Annotated in this window: 19 protein-coding genes, 1 tRNA gene, 1 other RNA gene and 1 pseudogene; 17 read left to right on the top strand and 5 right to left on the bottom strand. The window is 68.4% G+C overall.

Features of this window, described 5'->3' with window-relative positions; translation table 11 throughout:
* Nucleotides 1-6 precede the first annotated feature (6 nt).
* Complete coding sequence (locus tag GA0070616_RS27580) at nt 7-1446, top strand: hypothetical protein (protein WP_139128876.1); 1440 nt, start codon at nt 7-9, stop codon at nt 1444-1446.
* Here GA0070616_RS27580 and GA0070616_RS27575 read toward each other — a convergent pair.
* The 4 genes from GA0070616_RS27575 to GA0070616_RS11205 all read right to left on the bottom strand — a co-directional run bounded on the left by GA0070616_RS27575 (nt 1424) and on the right by GA0070616_RS11205 (nt 5488).
* The gene (locus tag GA0070616_RS27575; RefSeq protein ID WP_139128875.1) at nt 1424-2185 is read right to left on the bottom strand and encodes a hypothetical protein; all 762 of its coding nucleotides are present in this window, start codon (nt 2183-2185) and stop codon (nt 1424-1426) included. The genes GA0070616_RS27580 and GA0070616_RS27575 overlap by 23 nt on opposite strands.
* A gap of 347 nt (nt 2186-2532) precedes the next feature.
* Nucleotides 2533-3513 (bottom strand): NAD-dependent epimerase/dehydratase family protein, encoded by a 981-nt coding sequence (locus GA0070616_RS11215; protein WP_091080544.1) that lies wholly within the window; start codon nt 3511-3513, stop codon nt 2533-2535.
* Between the two features lies 1 nt (nt 3514).
* On the bottom strand, nt 3515-5005 hold the full coding sequence (locus GA0070616_RS28705) for a helix-turn-helix domain-containing protein (RefSeq protein WP_175440043.1): 1491 nt from the start codon (nt 5003-5005) through the stop codon (nt 3515-3517).
* Between the two features lie 69 nt (nt 5006-5074).
* Entirely contained in the window at nt 5075-5488 is a 414-nt protein-coding gene (locus GA0070616_RS11205; protein ID WP_175440042.1) for a helix-turn-helix domain-containing protein, read from the bottom strand.
* A gap of 374 nt (nt 5489-5862) precedes the next feature.
* Here GA0070616_RS11205 and GA0070616_RS11200 point away from each other — a divergent pair, with 374 nt between their 5' ends.
* The 15 genes and pseudogenes from GA0070616_RS11200 to GA0070616_RS11130 all read left to right on the top strand — a co-directional run bounded on the left by GA0070616_RS11200 (nt 5863) and on the right by GA0070616_RS11130 (nt 17145).
* Nucleotides 5863-6111, top strand: coding sequence for a DUF6284 family protein (locus tag GA0070616_RS11200; RefSeq protein ID WP_091080541.1), 249 nt, complete (start codon nt 5863-5865; stop codon nt 6109-6111).
* Entirely contained in the window at nt 6111-6470 is a 360-nt protein-coding gene (locus GA0070616_RS11195; protein WP_091080538.1) for an RRQRL motif-containing zinc-binding protein, read from the top strand. Before GA0070616_RS11200 ends, GA0070616_RS11195 begins: the two co-directional genes overlap by 1 nt.
* Before the next feature lie 43 nt (nt 6471-6513).
* Nucleotides 6514-6825 carry a hypothetical protein gene (locus tag GA0070616_RS11190; RefSeq protein ID WP_091080534.1) on the top strand — a complete coding sequence of 104 codons (312 nt, stop codon included), beginning with the start codon at nt 6514-6516 and terminating at the stop codon, nt 6823-6825.
* Nucleotides 6825-7486, top strand: a pseudogene (locus GA0070616_RS11185) (NUDIX domain-containing protein). Before GA0070616_RS11190 ends, GA0070616_RS11185 begins: the two are co-directional and overlap by 1 nt.
* Nucleotides 7487-7503: 17 nt before the next feature.
* On the top strand, nt 7504-8307 hold the full coding sequence (locus GA0070616_RS11180; protein ID WP_091080531.1) for an ABC transporter permease: 804 nt from the start codon (nt 7504-7506) through the stop codon (nt 8305-8307).
* On the top strand, nt 8307-8498 hold the full coding sequence (locus GA0070616_RS11175; RefSeq protein WP_091080529.1) for a hypothetical protein: 192 nt from the start codon (nt 8307-8309) through the stop codon (nt 8496-8498). Before GA0070616_RS11180 ends, GA0070616_RS11175 begins: the two co-directional genes overlap by 1 nt.
* Nucleotides 8499-8589: 91 nt before the next feature.
* Nucleotides 8590-9057, top strand: coding sequence for a DUF3307 domain-containing protein (locus GA0070616_RS11170; RefSeq protein WP_091080525.1), 468 nt, complete (start codon nt 8590-8592; stop codon nt 9055-9057).
* A gap of 93 nt (nt 9058-9150) precedes the next feature.
* Nucleotides 9151-9384 (top strand): hypothetical protein, encoded by a 234-nt coding sequence (locus GA0070616_RS11165; protein ID WP_091080521.1) that lies wholly within the window; start codon nt 9151-9153, stop codon nt 9382-9384.
* A gap of 123 nt (nt 9385-9507) precedes the next feature.
* Entirely contained in the window at nt 9508-11718 is a 2211-nt protein-coding gene (locus tag GA0070616_RS11160) for an FtsK/SpoIIIE domain-containing protein (RefSeq protein WP_091080517.1), read from the top strand.
* 147 nt (nt 11719-11865) lie between these two features.
* Nucleotides 11866-12105, top strand: a complete 240-nt coding sequence (locus GA0070616_RS11155) for a hypothetical protein (protein WP_091080514.1) — start codon at nt 11866-11868, stop codon at nt 12103-12105.
* Nucleotides 12102-12404 (top strand): hypothetical protein, encoded by a 303-nt coding sequence (locus GA0070616_RS11150; protein WP_091080513.1) that lies wholly within the window; start codon nt 12102-12104, stop codon nt 12402-12404. Before GA0070616_RS11155 ends, GA0070616_RS11150 begins: the two co-directional genes overlap by 4 nt.
* 197 nt (nt 12405-12601) lie before the next feature.
* Nucleotides 12602-13609, top strand: coding sequence for a bifunctional DNA primase/polymerase (locus GA0070616_RS11145; RefSeq protein ID WP_091080509.1), 1008 nt, complete (start codon nt 12602-12604; stop codon nt 13607-13609).
* Nucleotides 13606-15165, top strand: coding sequence for a hypothetical protein (locus GA0070616_RS11140; RefSeq protein WP_091080506.1), 1560 nt, complete (start codon nt 13606-13608; stop codon nt 15163-15165). Before GA0070616_RS11145 ends, GA0070616_RS11140 begins: the two co-directional genes overlap by 4 nt.
* 487 nt (nt 15166-15652) lie before the next feature.
* The gene (locus GA0070616_RS11135; RefSeq protein ID WP_091080502.1) at nt 15653-15862 is read left to right on the top strand and encodes a helix-turn-helix domain-containing protein; all 210 of its coding nucleotides are present in this window, start codon (nt 15653-15655) and stop codon (nt 15860-15862) included.
* Nucleotides 15863-15879: 17 nt separating this feature from the next.
* A complete protein-coding gene (locus GA0070616_RS11130; RefSeq protein WP_091080498.1) occupies nt 15880-17145 on the top strand; it encodes a tyrosine-type recombinase/integrase in 1266 nt (421 codons plus the stop codon).
* 88 nt (nt 17146-17233) lie between these two features.
* Here GA0070616_RS11130 and GA0070616_RS11125 read toward each other — a convergent pair.
* Nucleotides 17234-17318, bottom strand: a tRNA-Ser gene (locus tag GA0070616_RS11125).
* Nucleotides 17319-17400: 82 nt separating this feature from the next.
* Between GA0070616_RS11125 and ffs the strand changes: the two genes are divergently transcribed.
* An RNA gene (gene ffs, locus GA0070616_RS11120) (signal recognition particle sRNA small type) lies at nt 17401-17490 on the top strand.
* Nucleotides 17491-17501: the final 11 nt, after the last annotated feature.

Genomic DNA, 17501 nt, shown 5'->3' with positions numbered 1-17501 from the left:
GAAGCTGTGGCGGACGCCGAGGAAGAGTGGTCAGATGACTACCCGTGGGATGAGCTCGACGAACTCAGCGAGAATGAGGGTGGCACTTCCCAGGAGAGCATGGCCCCGGCTCGCTACGAGGTCATGGAGTTGGCCGAGGAGCATCCCGCCTATCTAGTCCTCGCCGGTGGTCCTTCCGGCACTGTCGTCTCTACCCCGCCTCCCGGCTCGGTCACGCGTAGCGGCATCGCCTCCGCGATTCCTTCAAGGGATCAAGCCATCGATGGGCAGAGGCTGCTGTTCTTGTACCACGCTGGCCAGCCCAACTTCACACAAGGCAGAGAGGTGCTGAGTCGCCTACATGCGATGAACGGTGCTGCGCTGGGGATCGGGGTGGTGACAAGCATCCCACGTCATACCCCAAAGAAAATCGCGGATGTCTTTGACTGTCATGTCGCGGCTATTCGCATCGCCGATCCTGAGGGCTTTTGGGCCGACCGCGGTTCTTTGTTATTGGAGAGCGAAGACCCTGCCTCGTACCCTAACGAGGATGCTGGGCTGCGGGCGGCCCGCAAGGCCAGCAATATGCGGGATCGAGCTCCCTATCTCGGAATGGTAGGCCAAGACCAGTTTGTTTCAGAGGTTGTAGCGGCACAAAGGCAGGCAGGGGCGAACGTTATCCTCACTTCGGGACGGGCTTTGAATCCGTCTACGGCTGCTCGAAGCATCGCAGACTTGGTCGAGGAGGGCGATCACCTTCATTCGCTCTTGAGAGGCGACGAGCGAATGGCCCTAAATTTGACGCTGCCGCACGACTTTATGACTAATAAAGCGTTGGGGGAGATGCTGCTCGCCGAACTTTTGGAACGTGACCAGTTTGACACTTGGTACGTCCGTGGGCAATGGCGCTATAACGAAGGTGGGCCGCTGCTTCGGGACCCGGATGTTCTTTCGTTCTACAAAGAGCTCAGCAACCTGGCTGAGGAAGAGGAGAGAAAACTAATTCTTCCGCAGTCTGGCCTTACGGGCTGGTATTTCCTCGCACATGGAGCAAAGGGTTTCGGGACGGGAACTGCCGCAGCCCAGCAGGCATTTTTCCAGCACCGAGTATTCGGCCGCCAGCAGAATATTACGGATGTGCAGCGAATATTTGAGAGGGCGCTCATCCACGCTATTGAATATCGGACGCACCGCTCACTCGTAGGCCAAAAGGGCTACCTGCCGTGTGACTGTCGATGGTGCGAGGCCGTTGATGGAACGGGCGTTTATAACCGGAGCATTCTCCAGTGGCACACGCTCTACAGTCAAGGGCAGTTGTGTGCTGCAGCTAAGGGCACCATCTCTGCCGGCGGATCTCGTGCAGCTGTTCGCCGGATTGTTCGCCGTTCCCAACAGTTCCGCGAGAGTCAGGTGCTGCTAGGAAAGGATGACCCTAAGCATCTCTCTAGCTGGCTCCAGATGCTTTAGGCCCGGTCGCCAGCCCGAACATCGAAGACCAATCCCACTCGGACCTCCCTGAGAGGTAGAGGTGCATTACGCGCTCAGCTAAGATCGTTCTTTCGATGGGGCTGGTGGCTCGGGCGGGTGCCTGTTGGTGCACAGTTAATGACCCCGACACATTAAGGCTGGCGACCCCAACACACATCTTCCGAAAGAAGGCTCGGTTGCGCATAGCTGGCTCTACTGCGCGGGTGTCAAGCAGTACCCAGGCCATGTCAGCGCCGGCCGAATGTCGCTGGGCTTGCCATAACGCCTGCTTCCACGCGGAAACCTTGGCTTCGACCGTGACCAGTAGGCGAACCGTAGAGCGAAAAGAATGGCAAGCCTGCCACTTGCCCCGAGCCACCTTTTCGGCATGACCGGCGGTTACTAGCCGTGGAAGAACCTCCGACGAGATATAGCCGGCCGACATGCCAACCGCTTGGGCTACCTCAGCGGTAGAGCATTTCTCACTCCATCGATTACCCAGATAAGACATGGCGGCTACGTCAGGTGCGTCGACGATTGGCGTCAGCTTATTCTGAGAGCGATATTCGAGTTCCTGGTCGTCAAAGATCGCTAGGACGAGATCGGGAATTCCAACGGCCGCCTTGACCTGAAAGAAGTGATTAACCGCGACGTCGAATGTGGATGCTAGGACATCCTTGCACGCTGCGGCGGAAGGGTACATGTCCGCTTCGCTGACGAAAGAGTCTGACATCAACATGCGGAAATCCTAATTTGCGTGACGGGTAAGATCAATACCTGGCATGGAGGTAGGCAGTCTTCCTGGGGCCGCTGCGTCCGATCATATCGCATGAATGCCGCTTTGTCTTCTTTGCTTGAATTGTCAGAGTGTCGGATTATCGCTAAAACCGGAGTGGGCACCCGTCAAGAGGCGGGACCTCTGCCGAGGCGATTGGCTGGCCTGGCCCAGTTCAGTGCCGAGCAACTTGCAGTCCAGCCCTGTGCGCTTCGGGTGGGCGTGACTTGCAGAGGCGTCGGAAGTGAGTCGAGGTTTGAAAGGCAAAGGTTCGAATGCGTTGGGCGCAGCCGCTTCGCGCCGCCTCGTTTCTACGGAGACTGTTTCGGCAACGTGGCAGAGAATTGGCCAGACAATGCATCCGGCCATGCCTCCCACGCATCCGCGAGAATGTCGGTCAACATAGACCTTGCTGGGGTCCAGCCAAGGACGGCACGGGACCGGCTGGTGTCCGCGATTAGGATCGGCGGTTCAGGCTTGGGTGACTGATGGTGGATAGGGACCGGGCAGCCAGTGACCTGCTCGGCGGTGGTCAGCACACTGGCCATGCTCGTTCCGACACCTGAGCCGAGGTTGATGGTCTGGCAGGTCCCAGGAATGCACGCGCCCAGCGCGAGCAGGATGGCGGTGGCCGCGTCGGCGACGTGAACGAAGTCTCGCACTGCCGATCCGTCGCCATTGAGGGTGACGTGGTCGAGTTGGCCGGTGATCGCGCGAAAGACGTTCGGGATGATCCGCGCGCGGTCGGTGTCGGTGACGCCGTCAACGGCCCCGGCGATGTTGAAGGGCCGGACGATGATCGCGCCGATTGCTGCGGTTGCCGCGTAGGCCGCGACCATGTGTTCGGCCGCGACCTTCGACGCCGCGTACGGGCTCTCCGGGTGGGGGTCGAGGTGTTCGGACAGTGCGCCGTGGTGCTGCGATCCGTAGACGATGTTGGTGGAGGCGAAGACCAGAGCCGGCGCGGTGGTCGTGCGCGCAGCGTCTAAAGCCATGAGCAGGTTCAGAGTGCCGGTCGCATTGACATCGAAGTAACTCAGCGGGTCGGCGAACGAGTCCCGGCCGCTGGTCAGAGCGGCCAGATGCACGACTCCGTCGTACCCGCCCTCCTGAACGATCTCGGCGACCCGTGCGCGGTCGCGGATGTCTCCCGTCACCAGCTCGAAGCCGGGGGGCGGGTTGCGGTCACCGCGGCCCCGGCTCATGACGGTGACCCGGTGGCCGGTGGCGAGCAGTTCGCGGCTGACGGCGTGGCCGAGGAAGCCGAGGCCGCCGGTTACCAGTACGTGCACGTCAGCCTCTCCCTAGGATCGTGCGGCGATGCTCCCACGCGAGTTGGAGGCATCCGGCTGCCGCCGGGGCCAGCCGTCCGCTGGCGGTCAGTTCGTCGATGGTGTGGCGGGTGAACGGCAGCGCTGACGTGGGCCGTACCCGACCGGTCTTTACTACGGTCCCCTCGGCATTGGCGCTGACCATGTTGGCGAACAGGTGGTCATAGGTGGGCCCGTCAAACACCGCGACGGTCAGGATTTCGCCCCACAGGGTGAGTGCGTCAAGCGCGACTCCGAGGCAGTAGACCCGGACACCACCGGCGGCATAGGCGCGGTCGAAGGCCGCCAACGGCTCGGCGGTGTAGTCCGCCGGCTCGCCTTCGCCACCGTGCTCGGCGCTGCCGAGAAACTCCTCGCTGTACTCGCGCATCATGTTGCGCCAGAGGTTGAAGTCGGCCGTCTGAGCGGCGGGGAGGACGCTCGACGGCTGAAAGACTCCCGCCGGCATGATGTGCAGCATTCCTCCGGCTACGGCCACGTTGCCGGCAGCACGGTTGTGGAGCACGAAGGAGACCCCGTCGTCGTCCACCCGCAGGGTGAGCGTGTCGGTTGACGGTGCCGTCGGCCGACGGCTGGGGGTGAACGGGTCGCCTACGAGCCGCCGGAAGTTTAAGTTCCGCCAGGACGCCGGCAGGATGCCGCTCCCGTCGCCGGCTACGTGGTACATCGCCATTTCGTGCGCGAGCGCTTCTGAGACGTCAACGCCACCGAAGTACGTACCGGTGGTGAACGTGAGCGCCCGATCACGCTGATTCCAGTCGACCCCCGCCAGATGCCAAGCAAGCCGGTTCTCAAAGAGCCGGGGCTGCTCGACATCCCGTAGCGCGAGGCTGTAGCGCTGGTGCCGCCGCCCGTCCGCCGCCAACGGCCGTACGCCGGCTGACGCATCCTCGGTCCCGGTGACGACGGGCGCGGTGCCCTCCGGCGCGATCCCTATCCCGAACTGCGTCAACTCGACGGGAGCCGACGGCAACCACTGCGGCGGCGCGATCAGGCCGCTGTCGCCTACTCGCTGCTCCACGTCATAGAGACGCGCTGCCTCCCGGGCGAGCTGCACCCGGTGGGTGTTCAACTTCCGTCGGACTGCCCGCCACTCCTCCTGGCTTTCCTCGGCGTGTGGGTGAGACTCGGAATCCTGGTAGATCGCGAAACCTCCGGAGTCGTCGTTCTCGGGACTGTCGCGTTGCTGCGGCGTGACCCGCTGCCGAGTAAGGCCGAGATCCTGCACGGAGACACCGAAGTGCTCGGCAAGGAGCTGCCGGTAGAGCGCCGACGGGAACGTGATTCCCCGCTCCCACCTGCTCACCTGATTGGCGGTCACGGCCAACCGCTTCCCGCGCCCCGCCCCGAGGCGGTTCAGCCCGTCCGCGACGTCCTGCTGAGTCTCGCCCGCCCCGTCTCGAAGGTTGTAGAGCGCGAGATTCGGGGTGGCGTCGCTGGCACGAGCAGACACGACGATCCTCCTTGCTGGCGTAGGCACCGACGATCAAACCGTGCCTAGTCGATGCCTAGTAGATGGCGCTTACCCGGCTGGCGAACGGCGTTCGGATGCGCGCCCAGAACTGGTGTCCTTGTCGGCATGTCCAACACCGACCGCGAGCCGCTCCACAGCATCCGCGAGCCTCCGCACCTCGGCGTGAATCTGATCGAGGCGCGCGAGCACCAGCGACGAACTGTCCGCCCGCCCAGCACTCCCACCGCCACTAGGAGGCGTAGTCCCGGCCAGCACGGCACGGAGGTAGTCATCCGGCCAGCCGAGAGCCTGAGAGATCGCGGCGAGCGTACGGGCCGACCGCTTGCGGGTCGCGGTCGCGTATTGCAGCTCCCGCAGGGTGGCCGCCGACACCTTGGACCGTTCGGCCAACTCCTGCTGAGTCATCGGCAACTCAGCCATCCGGCCGTTGATGGCGCTGGCTACAGCCTGCCAATCCTCCACCCGACGTCCCCCTGTCTGACTGCCTGATCCGCTGATCCTAGTCCCCCTCCTCGTTGACACCGCACAACATTAGCGCTAATTTTAGCGCTGAAATCAGCTATGCCGCCGGTTGGCTACCGGGGAAGGCAGCGCTTAGCGGCGCTGCGCGCCTACGAGTCGCCGTGCGCACGTCCTGTGACAACTGCATCGGGCCGCACCTCCCACCGAAAAGGTCGGCGCGTCAGCGCCGGGCCGCGATCCCGCCTACGGGGTCGACGGCTGCCGCGCACGGCTGAGGTCCGTGCAGCTCATCCCCCTGAATCGCGTGGAGGCGCGAGCTTCGGCCCGCGCCGCCACGCCCTCCCGTGTTGACACCGACTACCCGGAGGTTTCCCGTGCGGAAGCACCTCGCCCCTGTCACCGCCGAGCCGACCGCCGCTGACCTGGCTGCGATCGAGGCGGAGTGGCCGTTGATCGCGGCCGAGCTGGACGTACTCGATGCCGAAATCATCCTGCTCTACGCCGAGGATCACGGCGGCCCGACGGTGCTGGACTGGCGTCGGTTGCGTCGGGCTGAGTCCCGCGTGACCCGCGCCGCCGCCGACCTGGCCGACCGCACCACCGGCCCCGACCGCGTCGCCTGATGTCGCGTATCCGCGCCGCCTACTACGACCCGGACGGGTCGCGGTACGGCATTCCGACCTTCTGGTGGCGCGGCGCACCCGCCGGCTACGCCACCCGCCGTCAACTACGCGCCGCCGGCCTGCGCCCCGGTGGCCAACCTGTCGCCGCCCAGATCCTCTGGCGCGGTATCGGCGGCACCCGCGCCGCCTACCTGTACCGGCTGGATCTGGCCCGGCCGAAGCGCACCGCCACCCCCGCGCAGCGGCGTGCGATCGCCGCGGCGTTGCTGGCCCGCCGCACCTGCCCGACCTGCCGGCTGGTGCGGCCCTACTTCATCCCGCGCTCGCTCGGCGAGTGCCTCGACTGTTCCCCCTCGTGAAGGAGAGCCCGCGTTGAGTATCCGGAAGAACCGACGCGCCCTCATGGCCGAGCTGCTGCTACTGGCCAACCCGACCGCGATCACCGTGCACTCCGACGGCACCTCGATGGCCGTCGACTTCGACAGCATCGCCGAGCTGCGCTCCTGGCTGCACCTGGCCGGACTGGACAGCCCCGACCTGCTCACCAGCCCGGAGCGTCAGAGCACCAACGCCGACGGTCGCCCGTTTCGGGCGGTGTCGGCCTACCCGACGTGGCACGGCTGGGAGATCTTCGCCCACGCCCGCGAATACACCGACGGCGACACCCTCGACCCCTCGACCACCGACCAGCTCACCGCCCTGGCGGTGGCGTGATGGTTGTCGACTACACCGACCCGTCCGTGCTCGACGGCATCGCCGCAGGCGCGGTGTGGGCCGACCCGACCATGGACCCCACCGCTATCGACTGGACACCACGCCGCCAGCAGGCCGCGATCCCCTTCCCCTCGTGGATGGGCGTCCGGTCAACCCGTACGCGCCGACCGGTATCCGCTACGGCCGCAACCAGCTCGGCCACTGGGGCGAGCAACAGTGCGCCGACGCCATCGTCACCGCCACCACTGGCGGGTGGCGGTGGCTGCTCTTGGTGGAGCGGGGCGACGGGCATGGGTGGGCGCTGCCCGGCGGCTACCTCGACCCCGGCGAAGACCCCACCGACGCCGCGTTGCGGGAACTGGCCGAGGAAACCGGTCTGATCCTGGACCGCGCCAGCGAGCGCCACACCCGCCTGCCGGCGCGCTACGTGCCCGACCCCCGCGCCTCCGACGAGGCATGGATGGTCACCACCCCCGTCCACATCGACCTCGGCGACGGCTGGCGTTGCCTGCCCGACGTGACCGGCCGCGACGACGCCCGCCGCGCTGCCTGGGTACCCGCCGTCGACTTCGCCGGCCTGGTGCGCCACCTGGCCGACGTCTACGCCGGCACCGTCTTCCCCGCCCACCGTGACCTGCTCGCCGACCTTCTCACCGACTGAACCGGAGGTTCCCCCTGATGACTGCCCCCACGCTGTCGGCGTATCCGAAGCCGGTAGAGGAACTCGTGCCCGCCGCCCGCGACCTGGCCGCGCAGCTCGGCACGCTGCCGTCCCGTAACCGCATCAAGAAGGAACTGCGGGTGGGCGGCCCGAAGGCCGACGCGATCCTCGCCGAACTGACCCGCACCCCACACCCCACCCCCGCACCGCCGGCCGACCCCGAACCCGACCCCAACCCCGGCCCGGCAGCGGACCCGGCCGAGCCTGCCCCGCCCGCCTCGGTCGACGCCGGCCCGGTGGTGGACCTGCCGCCGACCGCCGACGACACTCTGCCGCTGGTGTCGGCGCAGCCTGCACCCGTCGTAGACCTGGGCACCAACATCACGCCCCGGCCCGCCCGCCGCGCTGTCGCGTGGCCGGTGATCCTGCTGGCGCTGCCCGCGTTCGTCGCGATCTGGTCGGGGTGGGTCGGACTCGGTGGACTCACCGGGTTCGGCATCGTGCACCCGCTGCCCGGTATCGCTGACGGATTCAGCATCAACACCGCGATCACCCTGCCCATCGGTGTCGAAACCTACGGCGCGTACGCGCTGTACGTGTGGCTGTCCGGGCGGGTACCGGACCGGGCACGCCGGTTCGCGAAGTGGTCGGCCCTGGGTTCCCTCGCCGTCGGCGCGCTCGGCCAGGTCGCCTACCACCTGCTCGTCGCCGCCGGGGTCACCTCGGCCCCGTGGTGGATCACCACCGCCGTGGCCTGCCTCCCGGTCGCGGTACTCGGCATGGGAGCCGCCCTCGCTCACCTCGTGCGGGAGAACGCCTGATGGCCCGCCGTAAGGCCACCAGCCGAGACCTGGCCAACCTGGTCGCTGAGTGGGCGGTGACGCAGATCCACCGCGACGACGCCACCCGCCAGGCGTGGCGTGACCTGCCCGCCCATGTCCAGGGCGAGATTCACGGCATGGCCGCCGACGAACGGCAGCGCCGCGCAGACGGCACCCGCATCACCGACTAGCCCCGCCCGGCGGCACGGCTCCTGGCCTGCAAACCGATGCCGTGCCGCCGGCCTCCACCCCTCAGCCAACAGACCTTGGGAGAGACCACCCATGTTCGCAGATCCGACCGGCGCACACGCCGCCACGTTCGCCGCCGTGTTCGCCACCCTCTACGTCGCCCATCAGGTCGCTGACCACTGGGTGCAGACCCAGCGGCAGGCCGACTGCAAGGGCCAGCCCGGATGGGCCGGGCGTATCGCGTGCGCCGCCCACGTCGCCACCTACACCCTCACCGCCCTGATCACCCTCGCCACGATGGTGCTGGCGACCGGGCTACGCCTCGACCCGTGGGGCGTCGGGGTCGGCCTGACGGTGTCGGCGGTGTCGCACTACGTCGCTGACCGGCGTACCCCGCTCCAGCGCATCGCTGCTGCTCTCGGTTCGGCACGCTTCTACGCCCTCGGCGCACCCCGGCCCGGCCGCGACGACAACCCGTCCCTTGGCACCGGCGCCTACGCCCTGGACCAGTCGTGGCACATCGGCTGGCTGTTCGTCGCCGCCCTGTTCTGCGCGGCCTGACCACCCCCGCCCTCACCGGCCCAGCCTGCCGAGGTTGGCCCGGTGGGGTGCGGAGGTTGCCAGACCCGCTGGCAGCCGCAAGGGAGGCAAACCGTGGCGATCTCGTCCTGCACCCAGTGCGGCAAGGGTTTCCGGTCGGTGTCGGTCGATGACACCGGCACCCTCGCGATCTGCACCGCCGGTCACTACACCTTCGACCCCACCACCGCCAGCAGCGGCGGAACGGTCACCACCGGCCGCGTCACCGTCACCGGTCAGTGCGCGATCGGCAACGGCGCAACCGCCATCGGCAGCACCGGCGGCACCGACCGCAAGAAGCGCCGCTAACCCCCACCCCAACAACCCGCCCCGACTACCCCGCTCCTGCTGGCCCGGCGGCGCGGCACCTGGCGACCAACCTTCGCCGCGCCGCCGGCCCTACCGATCCCCATGACCGGAGGAACCCCCATCATGACGTCCCCCCACGACGACAACCGTTTCGACTGGCACGCCGCCGAACGCGACCTCACCAACCCCATCAACCCCACCAACCCCACCGCCGGCCCGGATGCCGAGGTGGTCGACCTCGACGCGGCCCGCGCCGCCCGCACCCCCGACCCCGACGACGACCAGGCCGACGCCGGCCCGCTGCTGGTCGACTCGCCGGACGCGCAGAAGTCACCGCGGTTTACCCTGTCGGCTGTCCGCGCAGGTCAGCGTCGGCCGATCCTGCCCGCGTGGCTGTGCTCGCGTGCCGAGCTGGTCGACGTGATGCGGTGGGCGGTGGGGCATCTGCTGCACACCACCGCCTATCACGCCACCCGCCTACCGAAGTACGGCGGGAAACTCGCCCTGCGTGCCCCTGCTGGTGCGGCCCGGCTCATGTCGGGTGCGACCCGGTGGGTGTTCGACTGGGAAGGTGAACAGTTGCGGCAGTCGACCTCCCAGACCCGCGACGGTGACCTCTACCTGAAGCTGTCCCGGCAGCGTGACCGGCGCGTCCGCTGGCGGGGCATCGTCGCCACCTTCACCCTCGCCATCACCCTCGCCGGTGGTGTCGCGGTGGCCCTCGCGCCGCCGTGGGCACGCTGGGCCGTCCTGGCCCTGCTGGTCACCCTGTGCGGGATGCTCGGCCAGCCGGCCGACAAGCCGCTACTCGACACCGCCGTGGTCATCCCCCGCGTTGCCCGACTCACCTCGGATGTGGTGGTGCGGGCCCTGGCCGTGCTCGGCATCTCCGGCATCACCCAAGCCATCGCCAAGCAGGGACACCGCGCGATCGCCTTCACCGCCCCGATCACCCGCGACGGCCCTGGCTGGCGGGCCGACATCGACCTGCCGCCCGGCGTCACGGCTGGGGATGTGATCGAGCGGCGTGACCGGCTCGCCGCCGGCCTCACCCGCCCCCTCGGCTGCGTCTGGCCCGAAGGACAACCCGAGGTGCACCCCGGCCGCCTGCTGTTGTGGGTGGGGGATCAGGACATGGCCGCCACCCCACCGAAGCCGTGGCCGCTGCTCAAGGCGTCCGGCGGGTTCGACCTCGGCAGGCCGGTGCCGTTCGGCACCGACCCGCGCGGCCGGGTCATCTCCATCGACCTGCTCTACACGAACCTGCTGATCGGGTCGATTCCCGGCTACGGCAAGACCGCCGCCACCCAGGTCCCCATGCTCGCGGCAGCCCTCGACCCGTACGCTGAGTTGTGGTGCTTCGACTTCAAGGGCACCGGCGGACTCGACCCCCTCGAAAAGGTGTCGGCCCGGTACGCGTCCGGGCAGGACGACGACACCGCCGAAGAGGGCCTGATCGCGCTGCGGGAGCTGCGCAAGGAATGCCAGCGCCGCGCCGCCGTCATCAAGGGCCTACCCAAGGCCGTGTGCCCGGACAACAAGGTCACCCCCGACCTCGCCCGCCGTAAGAAGTTGGGCCTGCACTGGCTGGTCGTCGCCCTGGACGAGGTGCAGGAACTGTTCAGTCATCCGGAGTTCGGCAAGGAAGCCGGCGAGCTGGCCGAGAAAATCATCAAGCTCGGCCGCGCCCTGGGCGTCATCCTCGTCGTGGCCACCCAGCGGCCCGACGCCAAGAGCCTCCCCACCGGCGTGAGCGCGAATGCGGGGACGCGGTTCTGCCTGCGGGTCATGGGTCAGATCGAAAACGACATGATCCTCGGCACCTCGGCGTACAAGAACGGCATCCGGGCGACCATGTTCGCCAAGAAGGACAAGGGTGTGGGCTACCTCGTCGGCGCGGCCGACGACGCGCAGATCGTGCGCACCTTCTACGTCGATGGTCCGACTGCTGAGAAGATCACCGACCGGGCGCGAGCCCTGCGTGAGGCGGCCGGGACGCTGACCGGGCACGCGATCGGGCAGGCCACGCCGACCCCGGCCGTACGCCGGGACACGCTGTTGGACGACATCCTCACCGTGGTCCCGGCGACGGAGCCGAAGGTGTGGGCCGAAACCCTCACCGAGCGGCTCGCCGAGTTGAACCCGGAGGCGTACGGGGACCTGACCCGCGACCAACTGACGGCGGCCCTCAAGCCGTACGGGGTCACCACGGGGCAGGTGTGGGGCACCGACCCGACCACCGGCAAGGGCGCGAACCGGCGCGGCATCGACCGGGCCGACATCGCCGGGGCGGTTGCGGAGCGTCACAAGCGGCGCGGAGACAAAGCCGCCTAACCCGGACAGCGATCGGTTGCTAGGTCTAGCGGTGGCCCCCGCTAGACCTAGCACCCCCGCTAGCAACCCACCTGACACCTGGCCAGCGCCCTAACAACTAGCGGCGCAAGCCCTGCGCACCCTCAAACCGGCTCGTGGAGGCATTTCGTGACCCTCACCCTGCTGCTCGCTAGCCTCGCCACCCTCATCTACGCAGCGTCATACCTGATCAAGTGTGCGGTGTCGCCATGGGGACGCTGCCGACGCTGCCACGGCCGTCGCTACCACCACACCAGCATCGGCACCCGCCGCGACTGCACCCGCTGCGACGGCACCGGCATCCGTGTCCGCCCCGGCCGCCGGCTCATCGACTACATCCGCGCCGAGTACCGCGACGGCCAACCATGAACCGCACCACCGGCCGAGCCGGACACACGACGTGGTGCGGGCGGGACCACCGATGCGGTCTCGGCGAACACCGCTCCGACGAGATCGTGGTCGACGTTCCCGGCCGCGCTCGCGCCGTCCTCGTCCGGGTGCGCACCGCCGCCGGCCGCGACCACGCCGAGGTACGCCTCCGCATCGCCCTCGCCCCGACCGAGGTCGCCGCCCGCCGCCAACTGGTCGGCCTGCTCGGCGACCTCCGCCAGGCCGTCACCCGCGCCGCGATCGCGGCCCGGCCGCGACCCGGGCGGGCCGCCCGGTGACCGCCGGCCGCACTAGGCCGGTGACCCGGTGCGGCCACTGGATCGGCACCGAACACCGCTACTGCCACACCACCAGCGGTATCCGCCGCTACCTGCCGGGGCTGCGCTGCCCCGCCCACACCCCCGCAGCACTGGCCGGAAAGCCCGAACCCCCATCGACACCGATACACGCCCCAGCCCCACCGGAAGGGAGCCCCATGCCTGACGCTGACCTGCTCACCGCCGCTCTCGGCCACGCCGCGCGCGGCTGGCACGTCTTCCCGCTACGCCCCGACGACAAGCGACCCGCGTTCCCCGACCACACCGCCGAGAACTGCACCGGCCACGACCCGCGCTGCCACGCCGCCGGGCGGCACCTTGGCTGGGAACCCCGCGCCACCACCGACCCGCAGCGCATCCGGCGGGCGTGGTCGACGCGCCCCTACGGCATCGGCATCGCCTGCGGCCCCTCCGGCCTCGTCGTGGTCGACCTCGACGTGCCGAAGAACGCCGCCGACACCCCGCCGCCGGAATGGGCGGGGGCGTGTGACGGCCTGGACGTGTTCGCCACCCTCGCCCACCGCCACGGCACCCCCACCGACCCCTACGGCGGGTTCGGCCCCCACACGCCACCTCGGGCCGGTATCGAGGTCACCTACACCGTCACCACCGCCAGCGGCGGCAGCCACCTCTACTACCAGCACCCCACCGGCGGGCCGCAGCTGCGCAACACGACCGGCGACCGGGGCGGACTCGGCTGGAAAGTCGACACCCGCGCCCACGGCGGCTACGTCGTCGCCGCAGGCAGCACTGCCGCCGGCCACCCGTACTCGGTGGCGCTCGACTGCGACCCGGCACCCTTGCCGGCCTGGATCGCCGACCAGCTCGCCCCGGCACCACGCCCGGCGGCGGCACGGTCGGTAGCGCTGGTGTCGGTCGACCGGCACGGCCGCTACGTCGCCGCCGCGATCCGCCGCCAGGTCGCGCACCTCACCGCAGCCCCCGACGGGCAACGCAACCACGCCCTGTTCACCTCCGCCGTCGCCCTCGGCCAACTCGCCGCCGGAGGCGCGCTCACCCACGACGACGTCACCGCCGTCCTCGAACCCGCCGCCCTCACCATCGGCCTCCGACCCGCCGAGATCGCCCGCACCATCGCGTCCGGCCTGCGCACCGGAGCACGCAACCCACGCAGCATCGCCGGCACCGGAAAGGCGGCAGCATGACCACCCGCCTGCAAATCGGCACCGGCCCGGAAACCATCCGCGTTCTCAAAGCCGCCCTGGTCGACGGGTTGTTGCCCGACACCTATGTGTCGGCCGGGCAGCTCGTGCACATGGAAGCCGTCTCCGGTGGCCTCACCACCGCCGCCGACGAAGACTCACCCCTGCCCGTCGCCGCCAGCACCGTCAACCCTGCCGGTCTGGCCGGGTTGCTCGCTCAACACGCCTACGTGTACCGGCTCAAGACCCGCAAGAGCGACACCGGCGACCCCGAGGTCTACGAAGACGAGGTGACCCCGCCCCGCGACATCCTGTCCTCGGTGCTGGCCGGTAAGACGTGGCCGGGGGTGCCGCCGCTGCGCGGGATCATCGGTGCCCCGGTGCTGCGCCGTGACGGCACCCTGTTGCAGCGGCCGGGCTATGACCCGGCGACCGGCCTCTACCTCGCGTCGAAGGTGGCGCTGCCGCCGGTGCCGGACGAACCCACTCGCGAGCAGGTCGACCAGGCCCGCACGTTCCTGCTCGGCCGGTTCCTGCGCGACTTCCCCTGGGCATCCGCTGCCGACCGGGCCAACTACGTGGCGCTGCTGGCCACGCCGATCCTGCGGCACTTCACCCGATCCCTGACCCCGTTCGCTCTCATCGACGCCACCATGCCCTCATCCGGCAAAACGATCCTCACCGCCGGCCCCGGCATGCTCTACGGGCAACGTGTGATGACCTGGGCCTACTCCGATGAAGAACTCCGCAAGTCCATCACCGCGGTTCTGGCCGAGCAGGTCGGGGTGGTGATCTGGGACAACCTCGCCGAAGGCACCGTCATCGACTCCGCCGTCCTCGCCCAACTCGTCACCTCCGGCGTCTGGTCCGACCGGCAGTTGGGCGCGTCCCGCAACGTCGCCACCGTCAACGACCGGCTGTGGATGGCCACCGGCAACAACCTCCAAGTTGGTGGAGACATGGCGTCTCGCACGGTGCGGGTACGGCTCGACCCGAACATGCCTCGCCCGGAGCTGCGCGATCAACGCGGGTTCGGTATCCCGCACCTCGACCAATGGATCACCGACCCCGGCAACCAACTCACCGTCCTGTGGCACCTCCTGGTCCTCGTCCTGGACTGGACGCGGCGGGGAGCACCCAGGGTGTCGGGGTTGTCGATGCGGCAGTTCACGCCGTGGGCGCAAGCCCTCGGCGGATTCCTCGCCCACCACGGCATCGACGGGTTCCTCACCAACGCGGCCGACATTCGTGAGATCGATGAGGACGAAACGCGCTGGCGCGCGTTCCTCACCTGCTGGCACGACCGCCACGGCGGTCGTGCGATGACCGCCGCTGAGCTACGGCAGGACGCGGAACCGATGCACCTCGGCAGCGACGTCAATGACCCGTGGGACGGGCAGTTCATCACCACCCACAACGGCCGCCTACCCAACCCCCTGCAACTCGGCCGGCTCCTCACCGGGCAAGCCGGACGGTGGCGCGGTGATCACGTCATCCGGGCAGGGCGCAACGACCGGGGTGACCGGTCGGTGTTCTGGGTCGAACGCCACCAAGGGTGACCCGGAACCGGCTGAACCATCTCCGCATCTCCGCAACGCCGCAGCAACGGCGCTCTACCAGGGGAAACACTCTGCGGAGATCGGAACCTCGAAGACCGTCGATCTCCGCATCTCCGCAACCACTGCGGAGATGACACCCCTTTGCGGAGATGACCCCTCAGCGGCACTCCGCATCTCCGCAAGCATCCGCCCAGCTCACAGCCCTGTTTGCGGAGATGCGGAGATGCGGAGATGGTTCAGCCCTCCCCACGCAGCAACGCACAACCACCTGCCGCCGAACCACGCAGGCGACCCCCTGAGAGCCCTTGAGTCGACCCGGCGCATCGCCTTGCACCGACCTGTCCGAGATCTTGGCTCTCCGGCGCTCTCGGCGGGCCGCCACAACGGTCTCCATCGATCTGTCCTCGTCGCCCAGCATCTGACCCTCGCCCACGGAGAACGCCCGCCACCGGCGCTCTCAGACCAACCGAACCACGGGGAGAAAGCCGTGCCCACCCCAGAAAACCGCGTCGTCCTGACCATCGAAGAAGCCGCCCACCGACTCGGCATCGGACGCACCACCATGTACGCCCTCATCAAAACCGGCCAAATCCGCACCGTCACCATCGGCCGACTCCGCCGCGTACCCACCTTCTGCCTCGACGAGTACGTGCGGAGCCTGCTTGCCGAACCGACCGACCTCGACCACGCCGCCTGACGAAAGGAGCCCGACGAGTGGGAAGAAAGCCCAACGGCGCATCCAGCATCTACAAGGGCGGTGACGGCTACTGGCATGGCCGGGTAACTGTCGGCGTCAAGGACGACGGCAAGCCGGACCGGCGGCACGTTCAGGCGAAGACCGAGGCCGAGGTAATTCGCAAGGTTCGAGCCCTGGAACGGGAGCGCGACAACGGCACGGTTCGAAAGCCGGGAAGTCGCTGGACGGTCGAGAAGTGGCTAACGCACTGGGTCGAGAACATCGCCGGCCCGGTGGTCCGTACGAACACGCTCGACGGCTACCGGGTCGCCGTTCGTCGGCACCTGATTCCCGGTGTCGGTGCCCACCGCCTTGACCGCCTAGAGCCGGAACACCTGGAACGGCTGTACGTCCGCATGATGGCCAACGGCAGCGCGGCCGGCACCGCCCACCAGGCGCACCGGACCATCCGCACGGCACTCGGCGAAGCGGTCCGCCGTGGGCACCTCGCCCGGAACCCCGCCGCCCTGGCCAAGCCGCCCCGCCTGCCGGATTCCGAGGTGCAGCCGTACTCCGTTCCGGAGGTACAGGCGATCCTGCGTGCGGCATCGTCACGGCGGAACAGCGCGCGATGGGCGGTGGCGCTGGCGCTCGGTCTGCGCCAGGGTGAAGCGCTCGGCTTGAAGTGGTCGGATGTGGATTTGGACAACGGGTCGCTTACCGTCCGCCGGGCACTGCTTCGGCCGAAATGGCGGCACGGCTGCGACGGGAAGTGCGAACAGAGGTTGCCCGGTCAATGCCCCGAGCGGATGAACGAACGCCCGGTTGCGGCTGACACGAAATCGCGTGCCGGTCGACGCTCAATCGGTCTGCCGGATGCGCTGGTCGACCTGCTGCGGCGGCACCGGAAAGAACAGGACGCCGAGCGCGAAACCGCCGCGCAACTCTGGCGGGACGAAGGATGGGTATTTGCCTCGCCGACCGGCGAGGCGATCCACCAGGCGACGGATTACGACGAGTGGAAACGGCTCCTCAAGCTCGCCGGAGTGCGGGATGGCCGACTGCACGACGCTCGGCATACCGCCGCTACCGCGCTCCTGGTCCTCGGCGTCTCCGGCCGCGCCGTGATGGGCATCATGGGCTGGTCTAACTCGGCGATGGCAGTCCGGTACCAGCACATGACCGACCAGGTACGCCGGGACATCGCGCAGCAACTCGGCGGACTGCTCTGGGGCGACCTGCCGACCGGGCCGGGGGAGAGGTCCGCCGAGCCGCCGCCCGACCAGCCGGAACAGGGCAAGTGAGACGAAAACTGAGACGAAAGCGACCGTAGAGACGACTCAGGGCCGGTCCCCGTGGGGCCGGCCCTGTCGTTCGTGCTGCTCAGGAGAGCGGAGGATACGAGATTCGAACTCGTGAGGGTGTGAACCCAACACGCTTTCCAAGCGTGCGCCCTAGGCCTCTAGGCGAATCCTCCGCGAGCCAGAATACAGGTCTCCCCGGCGTGGGCCACCCCACCACCCCCTGAAGATCGACCTGTCGTCGGGTAGGGTGGGACTCACCTCCCGTGCGGCGGTATCTCGTGAACCTCCCCAGGGCCGGAAGGCAGCAAGGATAAGCGAGCTCTGCCGGGTGCACGGGAGGCCTTTCTGTCTCCGGG

It is taken from the genome of Micromonospora nigra (assembly GCF_900091585.1).
Lineage (GTDB): Bacteria > Actinomycetota > Actinomycetes > Mycobacteriales > Micromonosporaceae > Micromonospora > Micromonospora nigra.
This window is presented reverse-complemented; position numbering and strand designations above follow the sequence as displayed.

Excerpts from the sequence above, each read along its gene's own strand:
- GA0070616_RS11145 (WP_091080509.1), top strand. The coding sequence starts at position 12,602 with ATGCCTGACGCTGACCTGCTCACCGCCGCTCTCGGCCACGCCGCGCGC.
- GA0070616_RS11170 (WP_091080525.1), top strand. The coding sequence starts at position 8,590 with ATGTTCGCAGATCCGACCGGCGCACACGCCGCCACGTTCGCCGCCGTG.
- GA0070616_RS11195 (WP_091080538.1), top strand. The coding sequence starts at position 6,111 with ATGTCGCGTATCCGCGCCGCCTACTACGACCCGGACGGGTCGCGGTAC.
- GA0070616_RS11175 (WP_091080529.1), top strand. The coding sequence starts at position 8,307 with ATGGCCCGCCGTAAGGCCACCAGCCGAGACCTGGCCAACCTGGTCGCT.
- GA0070616_RS11190 (WP_091080534.1), top strand. The coding sequence starts at position 6,514 with ATGGCCGAGCTGCTGCTACTGGCCAACCCGACCGCGATCACCGTGCAC.
- GA0070616_RS11160 (WP_091080517.1), top strand. The coding sequence starts at position 9,508 with ATGACGTCCCCCCACGACGACAACCGTTTCGACTGGCACGCCGCCGAA.
- GA0070616_RS11180 (WP_091080531.1), top strand. The coding sequence starts at position 7,504 with ATGACTGCCCCCACGCTGTCGGCGTATCCGAAGCCGGTAGAGGAACTC.
- GA0070616_RS11140 (WP_091080506.1), top strand. The coding sequence starts at position 13,606 with ATGACCACCCGCCTGCAAATCGGCACCGGCCCGGAAACCATCCGCGTT.
- GA0070616_RS27575 (WP_139128875.1), bottom strand. The coding sequence starts at position 2,185 with ATGTTGATGTCAGACTCTTTCGTCAGCGAAGCGGACATGTACCCTTCC.
- GA0070616_RS11150 (WP_091080513.1), top strand. The coding sequence starts at position 12,102 with ATGAACCGCACCACCGGCCGAGCCGGACACACGACGTGGTGCGGGCGG.